Here is a 14,788-nt window from a genome sequence, read left to right as displayed (position 1 = left end):
CGTTGTAGATCGCCAGTGCACGGTGGCCAGTTTCGAAGCGACCGGGTTCGCGACCTGATGTTCGACTACACCACCATCGACTTCGAAACCGCCAACTCCCACCGAGGATCACCATGCTCGGTCGGACTCGTCCGCGTCCGAAACGGCGTCGCCGTCGACGAACGACACTGGCTGATGCGCCCACCCGAAGCCGTCGACCACTTCTCCACGTTCAACACCGCGCTGCACGGAATTACAGCCGATATGGTCGTGTCCGCTCCACGATGGCGGGAGGTCCTGCCTGCAATCTTGGACTTCATCGACAACGACATAGTGGTCGCCCACAACGCAGGGTTCGACATCGGCGTCCTCCGCCACGCGTGCGCACTCGACGACATCGCGTGGCCCGACATCCGGTTCCTATGCACGATGGTGCTCGCCCGTCGCGCTTTGCCGCTCCCCAGCTACCGCCTACCGTACGTGGTCGAAGCACTGGGAGGACCAGCTGTGAACCACCACGACGCGCTCGCTGACGCCCGCGGTGTCGTAGACATCGTCCGCGGGCTCGCTGCACTGTCCGAATGCCGCGACCTTGTCGAACTCGCCGAATCGGTAGGTGTCACCATCGGACACATGACCGCCGGCCAGCTAGCCCGAAACGCTCCACACCAAAGCAGCATTCAGTCCGTCCTGGTTGGTTCCGACCCGAGCAACCAGGCCGACGCCGACGGATATCTCTACGGCCGAGTCGTTGTCTTCACCGGAGCCCTGTTGTCGATGACCCGCCAGGTTGCGTGGGACGAGTGTGCACGCGTCGGCGCCACCGCCGAGAAGTCGACCACCAAACGCACTAATGTACTCGTTGTCGGCGATATCAACCCGGCAATCCTTCGCCCGGGCTCACAGGTGACCGGAAAAGCCCGCCGGGCCTTCGAACTTCAAGAAGGTGGTCAATCCATCGAGGTGATGACCGAAATCGACTTCCTACGTTGCCTCGACGGGAAACCACTCGAACAACCCGAATCGCTTCTCGCCGACGCTGCTGCCGAGGCGGAATCAGCGCGATCCACACCGTCGAAGTATCGCGGAATACCACTCGAGCAGCGACCACAACCCCAGCCACCGCGGCCCTCGACTCCACCGAAGCCACCGAGACCGTTGCGCCGCTCGGTCGTTGCGACCGATCAGATCTGCTCGCACGAAGCCTGTTCCAGCACCGCGGTGTTCAAAACACGAAGCAAACCCACATGGTGCGAACACCACATCATCGATCACCAACGCCGGGGCGGGCTGAAAGCACTCGAAACATTCACGCACCCCGACGACTGGCAACTGACCGAATGTCTTCGGTGCACCGTTCAGGCTCATTACCGGTTCGCCTACACCCTCGACAAGAACACCTACGGGGAGATGACCTGCCGGGCCTGCTTCTGGCGGGAGTGGGCGGCCGAATCACGGAAACTGCTCGGCGCCGCTGCTTTTACATCTCCCGTCTCCGTAGACGATGCGCGAAAACTCGCCGACGAACACGACCACGACTATCTGGGGCCCTTGACCGCGCCATCGCTACCAGACGACCCCCACCACGTCAGATGCCGCCGATGTGCACGAATCAGCGCTCAACGCTTAAGCGACATCGCCTCAGGGTGCTCGTCCTGCAAACACCGGTAGGCGCGGACCTTTCTCGCTCGGATGGCACTTTCAACGTCGCATAATCCCTCGCCAACGCTCGCACGTATTGATCCGAACAGGAGTCTTCGTGACAACCGCAACGACTAGATACCTCCGTCCGATCGCAGTAGTCGACGAACCCGCGGGCAATATCTGCATCTGGCACGTCGACGTCGGCCCCGACATCGGACTCTCGAGATTGTCTGGAGCATGGGTACTGGATCCTGACAACGCCCCGTCGATCCAGACTCTTATCAAGGACCGGCACGTCGTGCGGTGCGGAGGAACCGACGTCGTCGAACGTTACGACATCGCGATCACCGGCACCGTGGATGTTGACGCCACCTTCACGGCGGTTCTCGCGGAACGCGATTCGCTGCAGGAGCGTTTCGATTCGCACGCGGCTGCGCGCAGGACTCTGGTGGTGCCGTCATGGCCAGACGTCGTGCATCCGGCAGAAACCGCCGCCACCGTCCGCCGCAGTCGGGAGGTCGCGGAACAAACCGGGAACGCATTCCCGTTGGCACGGGGATTCAACGAGCTGGCGCGGGCATGGACGCAGATTGAAAAGCAGCGGCTCGCACGTCCATTCCTGGTTGATCCTGCCGGGCCCGCCACGCGGCCATTACCGTTGGCGCTCCACACCAACGATTAGCGAACGGTTCACAGAAGCGCCGCTAAATAGCCAGGATGATGCGACCGGGAACTCGCCGACGTAGCAGACCGGCAGCTATAGACCTCGCCCGAAAATTGCGTGCGCGCCTGCCATAGAAGCCGACTCCGCGGGGGTCGAGACGCGTCTCACAGGTGGCCTCCCGCACGTTCGCAACCTAGCTTTCGACCGTCCGCGATACGCAAACCGAAGCCGCTGAACCGACAGCGAATGTTGCACCTCACGTGTCCAATTGGTCTGCTGATGGCGCTTACGCTGAGCGCCGTCAACCGCCGGCGGGTCACTTCGACGAGCCCAACGTATGGCGGAGCCGCACGCGAAATAGAGCCAGAGCCATGAATTCCATCCTGCGGTTTCACTCTGCCTGGACCCCTCCGGACTCCATAGCTACTCGACCAGCGATCTGACCGAATCAAGTGGCTTCGTCCACCCAGATCCATTCGCTCGCCCGGTGCCGATTTTCGTATTTCGGTGGTTCCACCTGGACACCGCCTCTGCGCCAGATTCGACCCCATAAGAGATGAGTAGTGACACTCTCACGGCATGCAGACGAAGAAAGCGGTTCCGGACTTCTCCGGAACCGCCTCTGAGCTGCATCTATGTGTCGGGCTGACAGGATTTGAACCTGCGACCACTTGACCCCCAGTCAAGTGCGCTACCAAGCTGCGCCACAGCCCGCCGCGCCCGTTAAGGCGCTCGATGAGATTACCCCAGCCCTACCCCTGGGGCGAAATCGCCTGCTCAGAGGTAGGGCGGGCAATCATCAGCGGTGACCCTTGCCTGCCCGTTCGCGCTTCTCGCGGATGCGGACGGACACGCGGATCGGGCTGCCGTCGAAGTTGAACTCCTCACGCAGACGCCGCTCGATGAAGCGTCGGTAACCGGCCTCGAGGAAGCCGGTGGTGAAGAGGACGAACGTCGGCGGACGCGTCGACGCCTGGGTCGCGAACATGATCCGCGGCAACCGGCCACCACGCATCGGAGGTGGCGTCGCAGCGACGACCTCCTTCAGCCAGGTGTTCAGCCTGCCCGTCGGGACGCGCTTGTCCCAGGACTCCAGCGCAGTCTCGAGCGCCGGAACGAGCCTCTGAACAGCCCGACCGGTGTGCGCCGAGATGTTGACACGCTGCGCCCACGGAACCCGAGCCAGATCGCGGTCGATCTCCTTCTCGAGCTGCAGACGACGATCCTCGTCGACCAGGTCCCACTTGTTGAACGCCAGCACGAGTGCCCGACCTGCGTCGGCGACCATGCTGAGCACACGCAGGTCCTGCTCCGAGATGACCTCGGACGAGTCGAGCAGCAAAATTGCGACCTCAGCAGCCTCGATCGCAGACTTGGTGCGCAACGACGCGTAGAACTCAGCGCCACTGGCGTGGCTGACGCGCTTGCGCAAGCCAGCCGTGTCGACGAATCGCCATGTCTTGCCACCCAACTCGACGAGCGAGTCGACCGGATCGACAGTGGTTCCGGCGACATCGTGCACGACGGAACGCTCGTCACCGGACAGCTTGTTGAGAAGCGAAGACTTGCCGACATTCGGCTTGCCCACCAACGCAACTCGACGTGGTCCGCCGCCGGGGATGCCTTCACGAGGTGTTTCCGGCAGAGCTTCGAGAACGCGGTCGAGCAAATCGCCGGTGCCACGACCGTGTGTCGCCGAGACCGCGTGCGGCTCACCGAGACCAAGCGACCACAGTGTTGCAACCTCGGACTCAGTACGGCCGTCGTCTACCTTGTTGGCCACCAACAAGACCGGAGTCTTGGAACGCCGAAGCACCCGGGCCACAGCCTCATCGGTGGTGGTGGACCCAACTCGTGCGTCCACGACGAGAAGAATCGCGTCGGCGGTATTCATCGCCAGCTCTGCCTGGCGCGCAACGGATTGCTGAAGACCCTTGGCGTCGGGCTCCCAACCACCGGTGTCCTGCACCAGGAATCGACGCCCCGCCCAGTTCGCCTCGTACGAGACACGGTCACGGGTAACGCCGGGCACATCCTCGACCACCGCTTCACGACGGCCGATGATGCGGTTCACCAGAGTGGACTTGCCCACGTTCGGACGACCGACGACAGCGAGCGTCGGGACGGCAACCGCAGCCTCGGCGTCTTCACCGTCGACATAATCGAGAAGGTCCCACTCCCCCTCTTCGCTCCATGTGCCGTCACCCGCAGTTTCGGATACGCCGCTGTAAAATTCCTCGGTCACTGCTTCACTCCAGTTCTGTCGTGCACAACCTGGAGCAACGCGGCGATGACGCCGTCCATGCCCAGATCGCTCGTGTCCACGATCACGGAATCCTCGGCAGGTCGCAGTGGAGACACGGCGCGAGTGGAGTCCGCGTGATCGCGGCGTTGGACGTCGGCGAGAACTGCGTCGTAATCGTCGCCGCGTCCTTCGTCGATGTTCTGCTTGTTTCGTCGCCCGGCACGGGCCTCCGGCGAGGCGGTCAGGAAGATCTTGACGTCGGCGTCGGTCAGTACGACCGTGCCGATGTCACGGCCCTCCACCACGATTCGCGGGGACAGAGCCACGAGGTCGCGCTGCATCTGCACGAGCAACTCACGCACGCGTGGCACAGCGGACACCGCCGAGACGGCTTTGGTGACGGCGTCGCCGCGGATCTCCGCGGAGACGTCCTCACCGCCCATGGTGACCGCTTCGGCCAGTGGATCGGTGCCGATGTCGAGCGGAAGGGTCGCGACGACGTCGGCTACCTTGTCGGCGTCGTTCGGGTCGATCCCTGCACGAAGCACCCACACTGTCGCCACCCGATACATCGCGCCGGTATCGAGGTACGAGGCGTCGAGTGCGGTAGCCAGCTTGCGAGAGACCGTCGACTTTCCGGTTCCCGACGGCCCATCCATCGCGATTACGAGGCCACTCATCACAGACCGACCGACTCGTACAGCTTGCCGATCTCGCCGCGTCCGAGAACGCGGAGCGTGCCGGGCCGCTGATCGCCGAGCGCAACGTTGCCCACATCGGTACGCACGAGGCGACCGACCGGGTAACCGACCTGCTCGAACAACCGTCGCACGATGTGCTTGCGACCCTCGTGCAGAGTGACCTTGACCAACGAGAGCCCGTTGCTGATGTCGAGCAGCGCGAAGCCGTCGACCTTGACCGGACCGTCGTCGAGGGTGACGCCGCTCTTGAGCTTCTTGCCGAGATCGCGCGGAATCGCACCGAACAGAGTGGCAAGGTACGTCTTGGACACCTCGTACGACGGGTGCATCAGGCGGTGAGCAAGATCACCGTCGTTGGTGAAGAGCAACAGCCCTTCGGTGTCGGCATCGAGACGTCCGACGTGGAACAGACGCTGACCCGACTGCACGCGCTCGGAGACGATGTCGCCGACGCACGGGCGTCCCAGATCATCGGACATCGTGCACTGCCATCCGCGCGGCTTGTTCATCGCGAGGTGGACGAGCTCTTCCTTGACGACCACGCGGGTGCCGTCGACGCGCACGACAGCGACATCCGGATCGATCCGAATACCTTGCTCGGTGACGATGCGTCCGTCGACCTCGACACGGCCGTCGGCGATCAGTTCCTCGGCTGCACGACGCGATGCGACGCCGGCCTGCGCGAGCACCTTCTGCAACCGCACACCTTCACCGCGCGGCACGTGGCGACGCTTGGTATCAGGCTCGATGTACTGATGCTTCGCAGGCTTCGCGTTGCTGATGGTGGTCGTCGGAGTCTGCTTCTTCTGCGGCTTCGGCGGCTTGGGCCGTGACGGCTTCTTGCGCGGCACGGCGTCGTTACTGCGATCGTTGATGCCGGTGTCCACCGGCTTGTCTTCGAACGATTTCTGCTGGTCGGCGCCCTTACGAGGGGCCGAGCGTGGTGCTCCTGATCGCGGCGCAGCTGATCGGGGCGCTCCCGACCGAGGTGCTGCGGGGCGTCCGCCTGTCCGAGGCGTGTCGCCACTGCGGCGACCGTCGCGCGGATCCTCCGACCTACCTGTGGTCGGCTTCCTGTGCGGAGCCTGTCGTTTGTTCCTGTCCGGTGTGCCATCACGGCGAGCGGGCTTGTTCACTTCTTTACCTATCAGTCGTCCGAGTCGAGCTCGGCTACCGGATCGGGTTTCGATCCGCGGTTCTTGGTGGAGCGGGTAACTCTCGGGTCGGTATCCATGCTGTCACTGATCTCGTCGATCAGGTCCACACCCGGCAACAACGGCGCCAGTGCAGGCAAGTCCGTCAGTGAAGCCAGGCCGAGCCGTTCGAGGAACAGCTCCGTCGTGGAGTACATGGTGCCGTTCGATTCCGGGTCGACTCCAGCTTCCGAAATCAGACCGCGAGCGAGCAAGGTGCGCATCACTCCGTCTACGTTGACTCCTCGCACGGCGCTGACTCGCGCGCGGGTCAACGGTTGACGATATGCGATAACGGCCAGAGTCTCCAATGCCGCGCGTGTGAGTTTCGACCGAGCCCCGTCGAGAAGCAGCCTTTCGACGTACGGCGCGAAGGCCGTGCGTGTGTAGAAACGCCACCCGTCACCCGCGTACCGAAGGTCGATTCCGCTTCCGCGTTCGGTGAACGCAGCGGACATCCGAGCCAACATCGGCTTCACCCGCGCGGCCTCACAACCGACAGCCGACGCCAACTGCTCGTCCGATGCCGGCGAGTCGACGACGAGCAAGACCGCTTCGAGAGCGGATTCGAGGCTGGCGTCGTCGAGTTCCGATTCCTCGGTAACTTCGTCGAGTTCGGGTGAATCCGTCATCTGTTGTTCCTGATCATCCATAGTCCACCGCCGCGACGATGATCTCGTCTGCCTTGGCCTTGCCCGTCCAGCTCACCATCAACTCCCCCAGCGCCTCGGGCTGGTCGAACGCGAGCACCTGCTCACGAAACAATTCGAGCAAGGCGAGGAATCTGGCGATGATCTCGACGGTGTGTTCGCACCCCTCGGTCAGCTCGGAGAACGGAGTCCACGCCCCCTCGCCCTTGCTCTCGAGCCGGTCCATGACCCATTTTGCCTGCTCGGGAATCGACACCGAATGCTGATGGATGTGGTCGAGGCCGACCTTGGGGATGGGCTTGGGTGCAAACGCTGCCGCAGCGATATCGGCGAACCGCGCCGGATCGACGCCGAGCAGCACCTCGGGTATCAGATCGGCGTACCGGTCCTCGACCGACACCGACCGCGGATAACGCCGCAGCGCAGCAGCTTCCAGCTCGCCGAACAATTGGGCGACCTGCTTGTACGCGCGATACTGCAGCAATCGCGCGAACAGTAGGTCGCGCACTTCCAGCAACGCCAGATCCTCGGCATCCTCGACATCACCGGACGGGAGCAACCGCGCAGCCTTGAGATCGAGCAATGTCGCTGCGACGACGAGGAACTCGGTCGTCTGATCCAGACCCATCTCTTTGCCGAGGGTCTTGGTGAACGAGATGAAGTCGTCGGTGACGGTGTGCAGCGCAACTTCGGTCACGTCGAGGCGATGCTGGCTGATCAGCGTCAACAGCAAATCGAACGGACCCTCGAAGTTGAGCAATCGCACCCGGAAACGCGACGGATCGACATCTTCGGGAACTTCGATGGTGGCCGAATCGGTAGCGGTCTCCGTCATGGTTTACGGGCCGGACCGGTAGATCACCTCTCGGGCCAGAGCCCGATAGGCCTGTGCACCGGAGGATTTGGGAGCCCAGGTGGTGATCGGCTCCCCCGCGACGGAGGTTTCGGGGAACCGGACCGTCCTGGTGATCACGGTGTCGTAGACGACGTCGCCGAACACCTCGACGACACGAGTCATCACCTCACGCGAGTGCAGCGTTCGTGCGTCGAACATCGTTACGACGATGCCTGCCAACTTGAGCCGAGGGTTGAGTCGGTCGCGCACCTTTTCGACCGTGTCGTTGAGCAACGCCAGACCACGCAGGCTGAAGTACTCACACTCCATCGGGATGAGGACTTCGTCGGCACAGGTGAGTGCATTGACGGTCAACAACCCGAGCGAGGGCTGGCAGTCGATCAATACGTAGTCGTATCGGTCGAGCACCGGATGCAGGACGCGACCGAGTGTCTGTTCACGGCCGACCTCGGTGACCAACTGAATCTCTGCGGCCGACAGGTCGATGTTGCTCGGTAGCAGATCGAGATTCTCGACGCGTGTGCGCATCAAGACGTCGTCGGCGGAGACCTTGGACTCGACGAGAAGGTTATACACCGTCAAGTCCAGCTCGTGATGCGCGACGCCCAGCCCTGCGGACAGTGCGCCCTGCGGATCGAGGTCGACCAGCAGCACGCGACGTCCGTAAGCAGCCAACGAGGCACCCAGGTTGATTGTCGACGTCGTCTTGCCGACGCCACCCTTCTGGTTGCACATCGCGATGATCTTGGCCGGGCCGTGGCTCGGAAGAGGCTTCGGCTCGGGAACGTCCCTCGTCTTGCGACCGGTTGGACCTAATTGATCGGCTGGAGGAATGACGTCTTTCGTTTCACGGCTGCTCTCGGGTTGACGCGTGTGGAACAACGCGCCTTCGCTGTGCGGATGCTGCGGCGACAGACCGTCGGGTGTGGCCTCGTAGGTCCGATACGACGAGTCGTGTTTCGGAGTTGAGGGCACGGGAGCTGAGGGCGCTGGAGCTGAAGTCACTGGAGACGGTTCACCCCAGGTCTGCCCGGAGCCTGACTCCGCCGCTGGCGGCTGCGGTGTCGACACTTCTCCTACGCTCCCCTGTCCATTCGTTCTCGGCCCGTTCGTACTCGACCCGTTCGAATCGAAGGCTGCGGTAGCTGCCGACGATCGTTGATCAACGCTACCGCGTGCCGTGACGGCAGCTTCGCCGGACACGCGCAAAACCGCAGCCGAGCGGTCACCGTGCGCGCGGATGCGCCTCCGCCCACACTTCGCGCAGCGTATTGACGGTGACGAGGGTGTAGATCTGCGTCGTCGTCACCGAAGCATGCCCGAGCAATTCCTGTACGACGCGAACGTCCGCGCCTCCGTCGAGCAGGTGCGTCGCGAAGGAGTGCCGCAGGGTGTGCGGTGACACTGCGGTCGCTACGCCCGCGCGTTCCGCCGCCGTTCTAAGCACCTGCCATGCAGTCTGCCTGGACAACCGGCCGCTACGTGCGTTGAGGAACAGAGCGGGGGTCGCCTTCGTCGCCAGCGCCGGCCGACCCCGGATCAAATAGGCATCGACGGCCTCGATTGCCGGTCGACCGACGGGCACGAGCCGCTGCTTGTCGCCCTTGCCTCGCAGCAACACCGATCGAGACTCGGTGTCGATGTCGTCCACATCGAGTCCGACGGCCTCAGAGATTCGGGCGCCGGTCGAGTAGAGCAGTTCGAGTAGAGCCTTGTCGCGCAGACCGCGGGGCGCATCGTCACCCTCGGTGGTCGCCGAGTCGAGGATTGCAATGACCTGATCGAGCGGCAGCGATTTCGGGAGCCGGCGACCAGGAGTCGGAGGTTTGACGGCACTCGCGACGTCGACCTGCGTCATTCCTTCCAGCGCAGCGAACTTGTGGAGCCCGCGCACCGCGATGAGCGTCCGAGCAGCCGAACTTGCCGCCAGCGGCGGAGAGTCTTCGCTGCCGCGACGAAGTTCCATGACGAATTCGCTGACGTCGCCCTCGGAGACTGCGCCGAGATCATCGATACGGTGTCCGGCGAGAAATGCCTCGTACCGCCGGAGGTCACGGCGGTACGAGGACAAGGTGTTCTTCGCAGCACCTCGCTCGACCTCGAGATGGTCGAGGTACGTCGAGATCTGCTCGCGAAGCACTATCCGTGCGTCTTCTTCCGACGCTCGAACGTAGTCGGCAAGTCCGGCCACGGAGCATCGGCGGGGCGCAGGGGTGTCGAACCCGCTCTGGCAGCTGCCAGAGCAAGGATTCCGGACACTGCGGAGGCGTTGACGAACTCGCCGGACAGTGCACGCGCAACCGCATCGTCGAGCGGTACGAACTCGAGCACGATGTCGGCTTCCTCGTCCCGGGCGTCGGGTCGATCCACCGCGGACAGGCTCTCGGCGAGGAAGACTCGAACGCATTCGTCGGTGAATCCAGGCGACGCCATCACATCGACGAGAACCGACCAGTGTTCGGCTGCGAGACCGGTTTCCTCGGCCAGTTCGCGCTTGGCTGCGTCCACCGGCGGTTCGTCGATTTCATCGAGCAAACCGGCGGGCAGTTCCCACAGTCGACGGCCGATCGGGTGCCGATACTGCTCGATCATCGCCACCCGGCCCTGATCGTCGAGCGCCACGACGGCAACAGCGCCGTGATGCTCGACGACCTCACGCTCGGCCACCCGGCCGCCGGGCATCGCGACCTGATCCAGTCGAAGCGCCAGAATGGCTCCCTCGTAGACGGTCTTCGACCCGACGGTCGCGAAGTCGTGGCGCGACGGTGGAACGGTCATCCGACGCTTTCGGCGGTGGCACCGGACACCGGGAACTCCGAATCCTTGGCTGCGTCCTCGCCGTGGATGTCGACCGGAAGCCGTTCCGCTGCCTTGTATACGAGCGCAGCGTTGATCAGAGCGGCGAACAGTGGGTGCGGACGAGTCGGGCGACTCTTGAGCTCCGGATGCGCCTGGGTGCCGACGAAGAACGGGTGCACGGACGCCGGCAACTCGACGAACTCGACGAGGTGCCCGTCCGGTGACGTTCCACTGAAGACGAGGCCACTCTTGGAGATTCGGTCGCGGTAGGTGTTGTTGACCTCATAGCGGTGACGGTGACGCTCGGACACCTCGGTTGTCCCGTAGGCACCGGCGACGACCGATCCCTTGTCCAGCTTTGCGGGGTATGCCCCCAGACGCATCGTGCCGCCGAGATCGGCGTCACCGGCAACGGCGTCCTCTTGATCGGCCATCGTCGAGATGACGGCGTACTTGGTGTCGGGTTCGAACTCGGCCGAGTTCGCGTCGGTGAGGCCGACCGAACGTGCCGCTTCGATGACCATGCACTGCAGACCGAGGCACAGTCCGAGCAACGGAACCTTGCGAGTGCGTGCGAATTCGATGGCGCCGAGCTTGCCTTCGATTCCGCGAATTCCGAATCCTCCGGGGATGAGAACTGCGTCGACGTCACCGAGAGCAGCCTGCGCACCTGCCGGCGTCGCACACTCGTCGGAGGGCACCCACTTGATCTCGACCTTGGAACGATGCGCGAACCCGCCGGCGCGAAGAGCCTCGGTGACCGACAGGTAGGCGTCGGGAAGGTCGACGTACTTGCCGACGAGGCCGACGCGCACAGTCTCCCGTGGCTCGTGGACACGCTCGAGCAGACCGCCCCAGACGGTCCAGTCGACGTCGCGGAACGGCAAGCCGAGCTTGCGGACCACATAGGCGTCGAGACCCTCGCGGTGGAGGACCTTGGGGATGTCGTAGATCGACGGCGCGTCAGGAGTGGAGATGCAGCCGTCGACGTCGACGTCGCACATCAGCGCGATCTTGTTCTTCAGCCCCGGGGGAACGTCGCGGTCGCAGCGCAGGATGAGCGCATCGGGCTGAATACCGATGCTGCGCAGAGCGGCGACGGAGTGCTGCGTCGGCTTGGTCTTGAGCTCACCGGACGGAGCGAGAAACGGAACGAGCGAGACGTGCAGAAAGAAGACGTTCTCGCGGCCGACGTCGTGGCGTACCTGGCGGGCCGCTTCGAGGAAGGGCTGCGATTCGATATCGCCGACGGTTCCACCGATCTCGGTGATCACGACGTCGGGCTGGTGGCCCTGAAGGTCGGGACCGTTCATCGCCAGGATCCGACTCTTGATCTCGTCGGTGATGTGCGGGATGACCTGAACGGTGTCGCCGAGGTATTCGCCGCGGCGCTCCTTGGCGATTACCGCCGAGTACACCTGTCCGGTCGTCACGTTCGCGAAACCGGACAGATCACGATCCAGGAACCGCTCGTAGTGACCGACGTCCAGATCCGTCTCGGCACCGTCCTCGGTCACGAAGACCTCGCCGTGCTGGAACGGATTCATGGTGCCCGGATCCACATTCAGGTAGGGATCGAGCTTCTGCATGGTGACGCGAAGGCCACGTGCTGTCAGTAGCTGGCCGAGGCTGGACGCCGTAAGGCCCTTGCCGAGCGAAGACGCGACGCCTCCGCTGACGAAGATGTGCTTGGTGTCAGATCGCGACTGAAGGCGTGACAATGATGCTCCCGTGACCAATCTGCAGGGCTTGCTCCTACCAGAAAGCTGGCAAGAGAGGTACTCCATCGAAAATGGGCCTGCTGCCCACGGGTCTTCACGGTAACACCAATGGTCCCTCCACCGCGAACGACGCGCCCACTAGGTCGGACGGATCACCGAGCCGGGGCGCCGACGGTGACTGCGGTCGAGTTCGGACCCGTTCCGTACCGGCCCGCGCCGCCGTCCAGTTGCTCCTGCAGCGCCAGCGGCGTCGTGATGCGGCCTGCTTCGCGGTCGATGTTGTCGACAGTGCTCACACCCGACGAGAGCGCCGCATCGGCACGAACGACTGCGACGGGACCGTTGCCGTCCGCAGAACCGGTCCGGCCTGCAAGAACCGTTCCCGCTCCCCTGGCGTCGAGTCCTCCCGCGAATCGAGCGACGATGGCACCACGATTCCCGTCTCCGTCCGCAGAGTTCCCACCGGTGACGACCACGGCAAGCTGAGCCGGTGCCACAGCGCCGTTGTCGTACGCGATGAACCCGCCGCTCCGGAGTGTCTCGAGGGCAAGCGCCAACTCCTCGGGCGAGGACTGCGGCTCCGCAGTCTGCGCATTGAGCAGCAGCACAGACCCAAGCAGGTCGCCGGCCATACTCCCCTGGTCGATGGCACCGGTCCGCAACTGGATACCAGCAGGCACCACATTGGTCAGGCGCGTTCGTAGATCGTCGCCACTCGCTGCCGAGACGAACGAGTCGGTGAGCGACACCCGACCCGTCACCGCAGCGCCCGACGCTTCGATCGACCTGGTGATGCCGTCGACGTCACCTGGATCGGCGTCGGGGGTGGTGATCACGACGACGCTACGGTCGAGCAACGCGTCGCGCACTACGCGACCGGACACCGCAGCATCGAAACCATCGGCCGAATTGAGCTGCTCGCCAAGCTGATTGTTGGTGTTCTGCAGCGCTCCCACCTGGTTCTCGAGATCAGTCTTGTCATCACGCAGCCCGGACACCAGACCACTGGACAGCAGTCCGGAACCGAGCACCACTCCGATCGCCAGAGCAACGAAGATCGCCGCGATCGAAATGGCATGTTGGCGCATCGAAATCACGCGAGCAACCCCTGGACCCACGTGACGAAGGAATTCCACATGGTGACGGCCCAGTCCATGACTTCACCGCCCATGTTGGACACGACCAACGCCACGATGACGGCAACCAGCGCGGCGAGAATCAGCAGCGCGATCGCGCCACCGGATACGCGGCTGCGGTACAGCGTGGCAACGGCTTTCGCGTCGACAAGCTTGGCGCCGACCTTCAACCGAGTCATGAACGCTGCCGGATTGGTGTTGCGTCGTCCACGATCGAAGAACTCGTCGAGACTTGCCGGGCTACCCACAGCGACGATGAGAGATGCGCCGTGGTGGTCGGCAAGCAGCAAGGCCAGGTCGGCCGGGGCACCCGTCGCCGGGAACGTCATGGCTCCGATGCCCAGATCCTGGATACGCTCGAGGCCGTTGGCATGCCCGTCGGAATCTGCGGGGAGGACGACCTCGGCACCGCACTTGAGGGTCTGCGCGGTGATGTCCTCGGGGTCGCCGACGATGAGGTCCGGACGGTGACCAGCTTTCATCGCCGTGTCCGCTCCCGCGCCGACACCGATGATGATCGGTTGGTACTCCTTGATGAACGGCTTGAGATTCTTCAGATCCTCGGCGTGACCGGGTCCGTCGGCAACGATGACGACATGCCTGTCCTGCAGGACGATGTCGATGTCCGGGACGCCGACCCCGTCGATGAGCAGTGGGCTCTCGGTCCGAATGAACTCGATGGTGTTGCCGGAGAACGCCTCGAGATGATCGACGAGGCCGGTCTTGGCTTCGATCATGCGATCGGAGATCTCGGCTTCGCTCTGTTCCTCGCCCTTCGCAAGGCGCCGGTCACCGGTGTAGACGCCGCCTTCGTTGAGGCGAATCTTGGTGCCGTCCTTGATCTTCTTGAAGATCTCGGTGCCAGCGGAGTCGATCAGGATGATGCCGTTTGCGACGATCGCCTCCGGCCCGAGGTTGGGGTACCTGCCCGATATCGACGGGGATGCGTTGACGACCGCGAGCACACCCGCCTCGACGAGCGCATCTGCGGTCAGACGGTCGAGGTCCAGTTCGTCGAGTACGACGATGTCACCCGGACCGACGCGTTTGAGCAGCTTGGCGGTGTTGCGATCGACCCGGGCGATACCACTGATTCCGGGTAGCGAATCCTGACTACGTGATAACAGAGCCGGCATCTTCATGGAACCCATGATGACGCCGACGACACGCCCGACGGTGGAGGCGCGCCGAAACAACTAC

Annotated in this window: 13 protein-coding genes and 1 tRNA gene; 2 read left to right on the top strand and 12 right to left on the bottom strand. The window is 63.6% G+C overall.

The features are described 5' to 3' along the window. Nucleotides 1-57 precede the first annotated feature (57 nt). Entirely contained in the window at nucleotides 58-1,650 is a 1,593-nt protein-coding gene (locus WDS16_RS08210) for an exonuclease domain-containing protein (protein ID WP_338891907.1), read from the top strand. 88 nt (nucleotides 1,651-1,738) lie between these two features. Further along, on the top strand, nucleotides 1,739-2,305 hold the full coding sequence (locus WDS16_RS08205) for a hypothetical protein (protein ID WP_338891905.1): 567 nt from the start codon (nucleotides 1,739-1,741) through the stop codon (nucleotides 2,303-2,305). 622 nt (nucleotides 2,306-2,927) lie between these two features. Here the strand turns inward: WDS16_RS08205 and WDS16_RS08200 are convergent. The 12 genes from WDS16_RS08200 to steA form a co-directional block, all read right to left on the bottom strand. After that, a tRNA-Pro gene (locus WDS16_RS08200) sits at nucleotides 2,928-3,001 on the bottom strand. An 85-nt stretch (nucleotides 3,002-3,086) separates the two neighbouring features. After that, nucleotides 3,087-4,532: a ribosome biogenesis GTPase Der gene (gene der, locus WDS16_RS08195; protein ID WP_068369695.1), complete on the bottom strand. Its 1,446-nt coding sequence runs from the start codon at nucleotides 4,530-4,532 to the stop codon at nucleotides 3,087-3,089. Continuing rightward, entirely contained in the window at nucleotides 4,529-5,212 is a 684-nt protein-coding gene (gene cmk, locus WDS16_RS08190) for a (d)CMP kinase (RefSeq protein ID WP_338891902.1), read from the bottom strand. The genes der and cmk overlap by 4 nt, the downstream gene beginning before the upstream one ends. Continuing rightward, nucleotides 5,212-6,369 (bottom strand): pseudouridine synthase, encoded by a 1,158-nt coding sequence (locus tag WDS16_RS08185; RefSeq protein WP_338891900.1) that lies wholly within the window; start codon nucleotides 6,367-6,369, stop codon nucleotides 5,212-5,214. Before WDS16_RS08185 ends, cmk begins: the two co-directional genes overlap by 1 nt. Nucleotides 6,370-6,380: 11 nt before the next feature. Then, nucleotides 6,381-7,058: an SMC-Scp complex subunit ScpB gene (gene scpB / locus WDS16_RS08180; protein WP_338891898.1), complete on the bottom strand. Its 678-nt coding sequence runs from the start codon at nucleotides 7,056-7,058 to the stop codon at nucleotides 6,381-6,383. 13 nt (nucleotides 7,059-7,071) lie between these two features. Then, entirely contained in the window at nucleotides 7,072-7,911 is an 840-nt protein-coding gene (locus tag WDS16_RS08175; protein ID WP_338891896.1) for a segregation and condensation protein A, read from the bottom strand. Between the two features lie 3 nt (nucleotides 7,912-7,914). Beyond that, nucleotides 7,915-8,814 (bottom strand): ParA family protein, encoded by a 900-nt coding sequence (locus WDS16_RS08170; RefSeq protein WP_422395821.1) that lies wholly within the window; start codon nucleotides 8,812-8,814, stop codon nucleotides 7,915-7,917. A gap of 343 nt (nucleotides 8,815-9,157) precedes the next feature. Then, the gene (gene xerD / locus WDS16_RS08165) at nucleotides 9,158-10,072 is read right to left on the bottom strand and encodes a site-specific tyrosine recombinase XerD (RefSeq protein WP_338893298.1); all 915 of its coding nucleotides are present in this window, start codon (nucleotides 10,070-10,072) and stop codon (nucleotides 9,158-9,160) included. Then, the gene (locus tag WDS16_RS08160) at nucleotides 10,072-10,710 is read right to left on the bottom strand and encodes an NUDIX hydrolase (protein ID WP_338891894.1); all 639 of its coding nucleotides are present in this window, start codon (nucleotides 10,708-10,710) and stop codon (nucleotides 10,072-10,074) included. Before WDS16_RS08160 ends, xerD begins: the two co-directional genes overlap by 1 nt. Next, nucleotides 10,707-12,452, bottom strand: a complete 1,746-nt coding sequence (locus tag WDS16_RS08155; protein WP_338891892.1) for a CTP synthase — start codon at nucleotides 12,450-12,452, stop codon at nucleotides 10,707-10,709. The genes WDS16_RS08160 and WDS16_RS08155 overlap by 4 nt, the downstream gene beginning before the upstream one ends. 152 nt (nucleotides 12,453-12,604) lie before the next feature. Beyond that, on the bottom strand, nucleotides 12,605-13,549 hold the full coding sequence (locus tag WDS16_RS08150; protein ID WP_338891890.1) for a copper transporter: 945 nt from the start codon (nucleotides 13,547-13,549) through the stop codon (nucleotides 12,605-12,607). Next, the gene (steA, locus tag WDS16_RS08145; protein ID WP_338891888.1) at nucleotides 13,546-14,730 is read right to left on the bottom strand and encodes a putative cytokinetic ring protein SteA; all 1,185 of its coding nucleotides are present in this window, start codon (nucleotides 14,728-14,730) and stop codon (nucleotides 13,546-13,548) included. Before steA ends, WDS16_RS08150 begins: the two co-directional genes overlap by 4 nt. Nucleotides 14,731-14,788 lie beyond the last annotated feature (58 nt).

This window comes from Rhodococcus sovatensis (assembly GCF_037327425.1).
In the GTDB taxonomy this organism is placed as follows: Bacteria; Actinomycetota; Actinomycetes; order Mycobacteriales; family Mycobacteriaceae; genus Rhodococcoides; species Rhodococcoides sovatense.
Note: the sequence above shows the minus strand (reverse complement) of the source record. Positions and strands in the feature narration are given on the sequence as shown.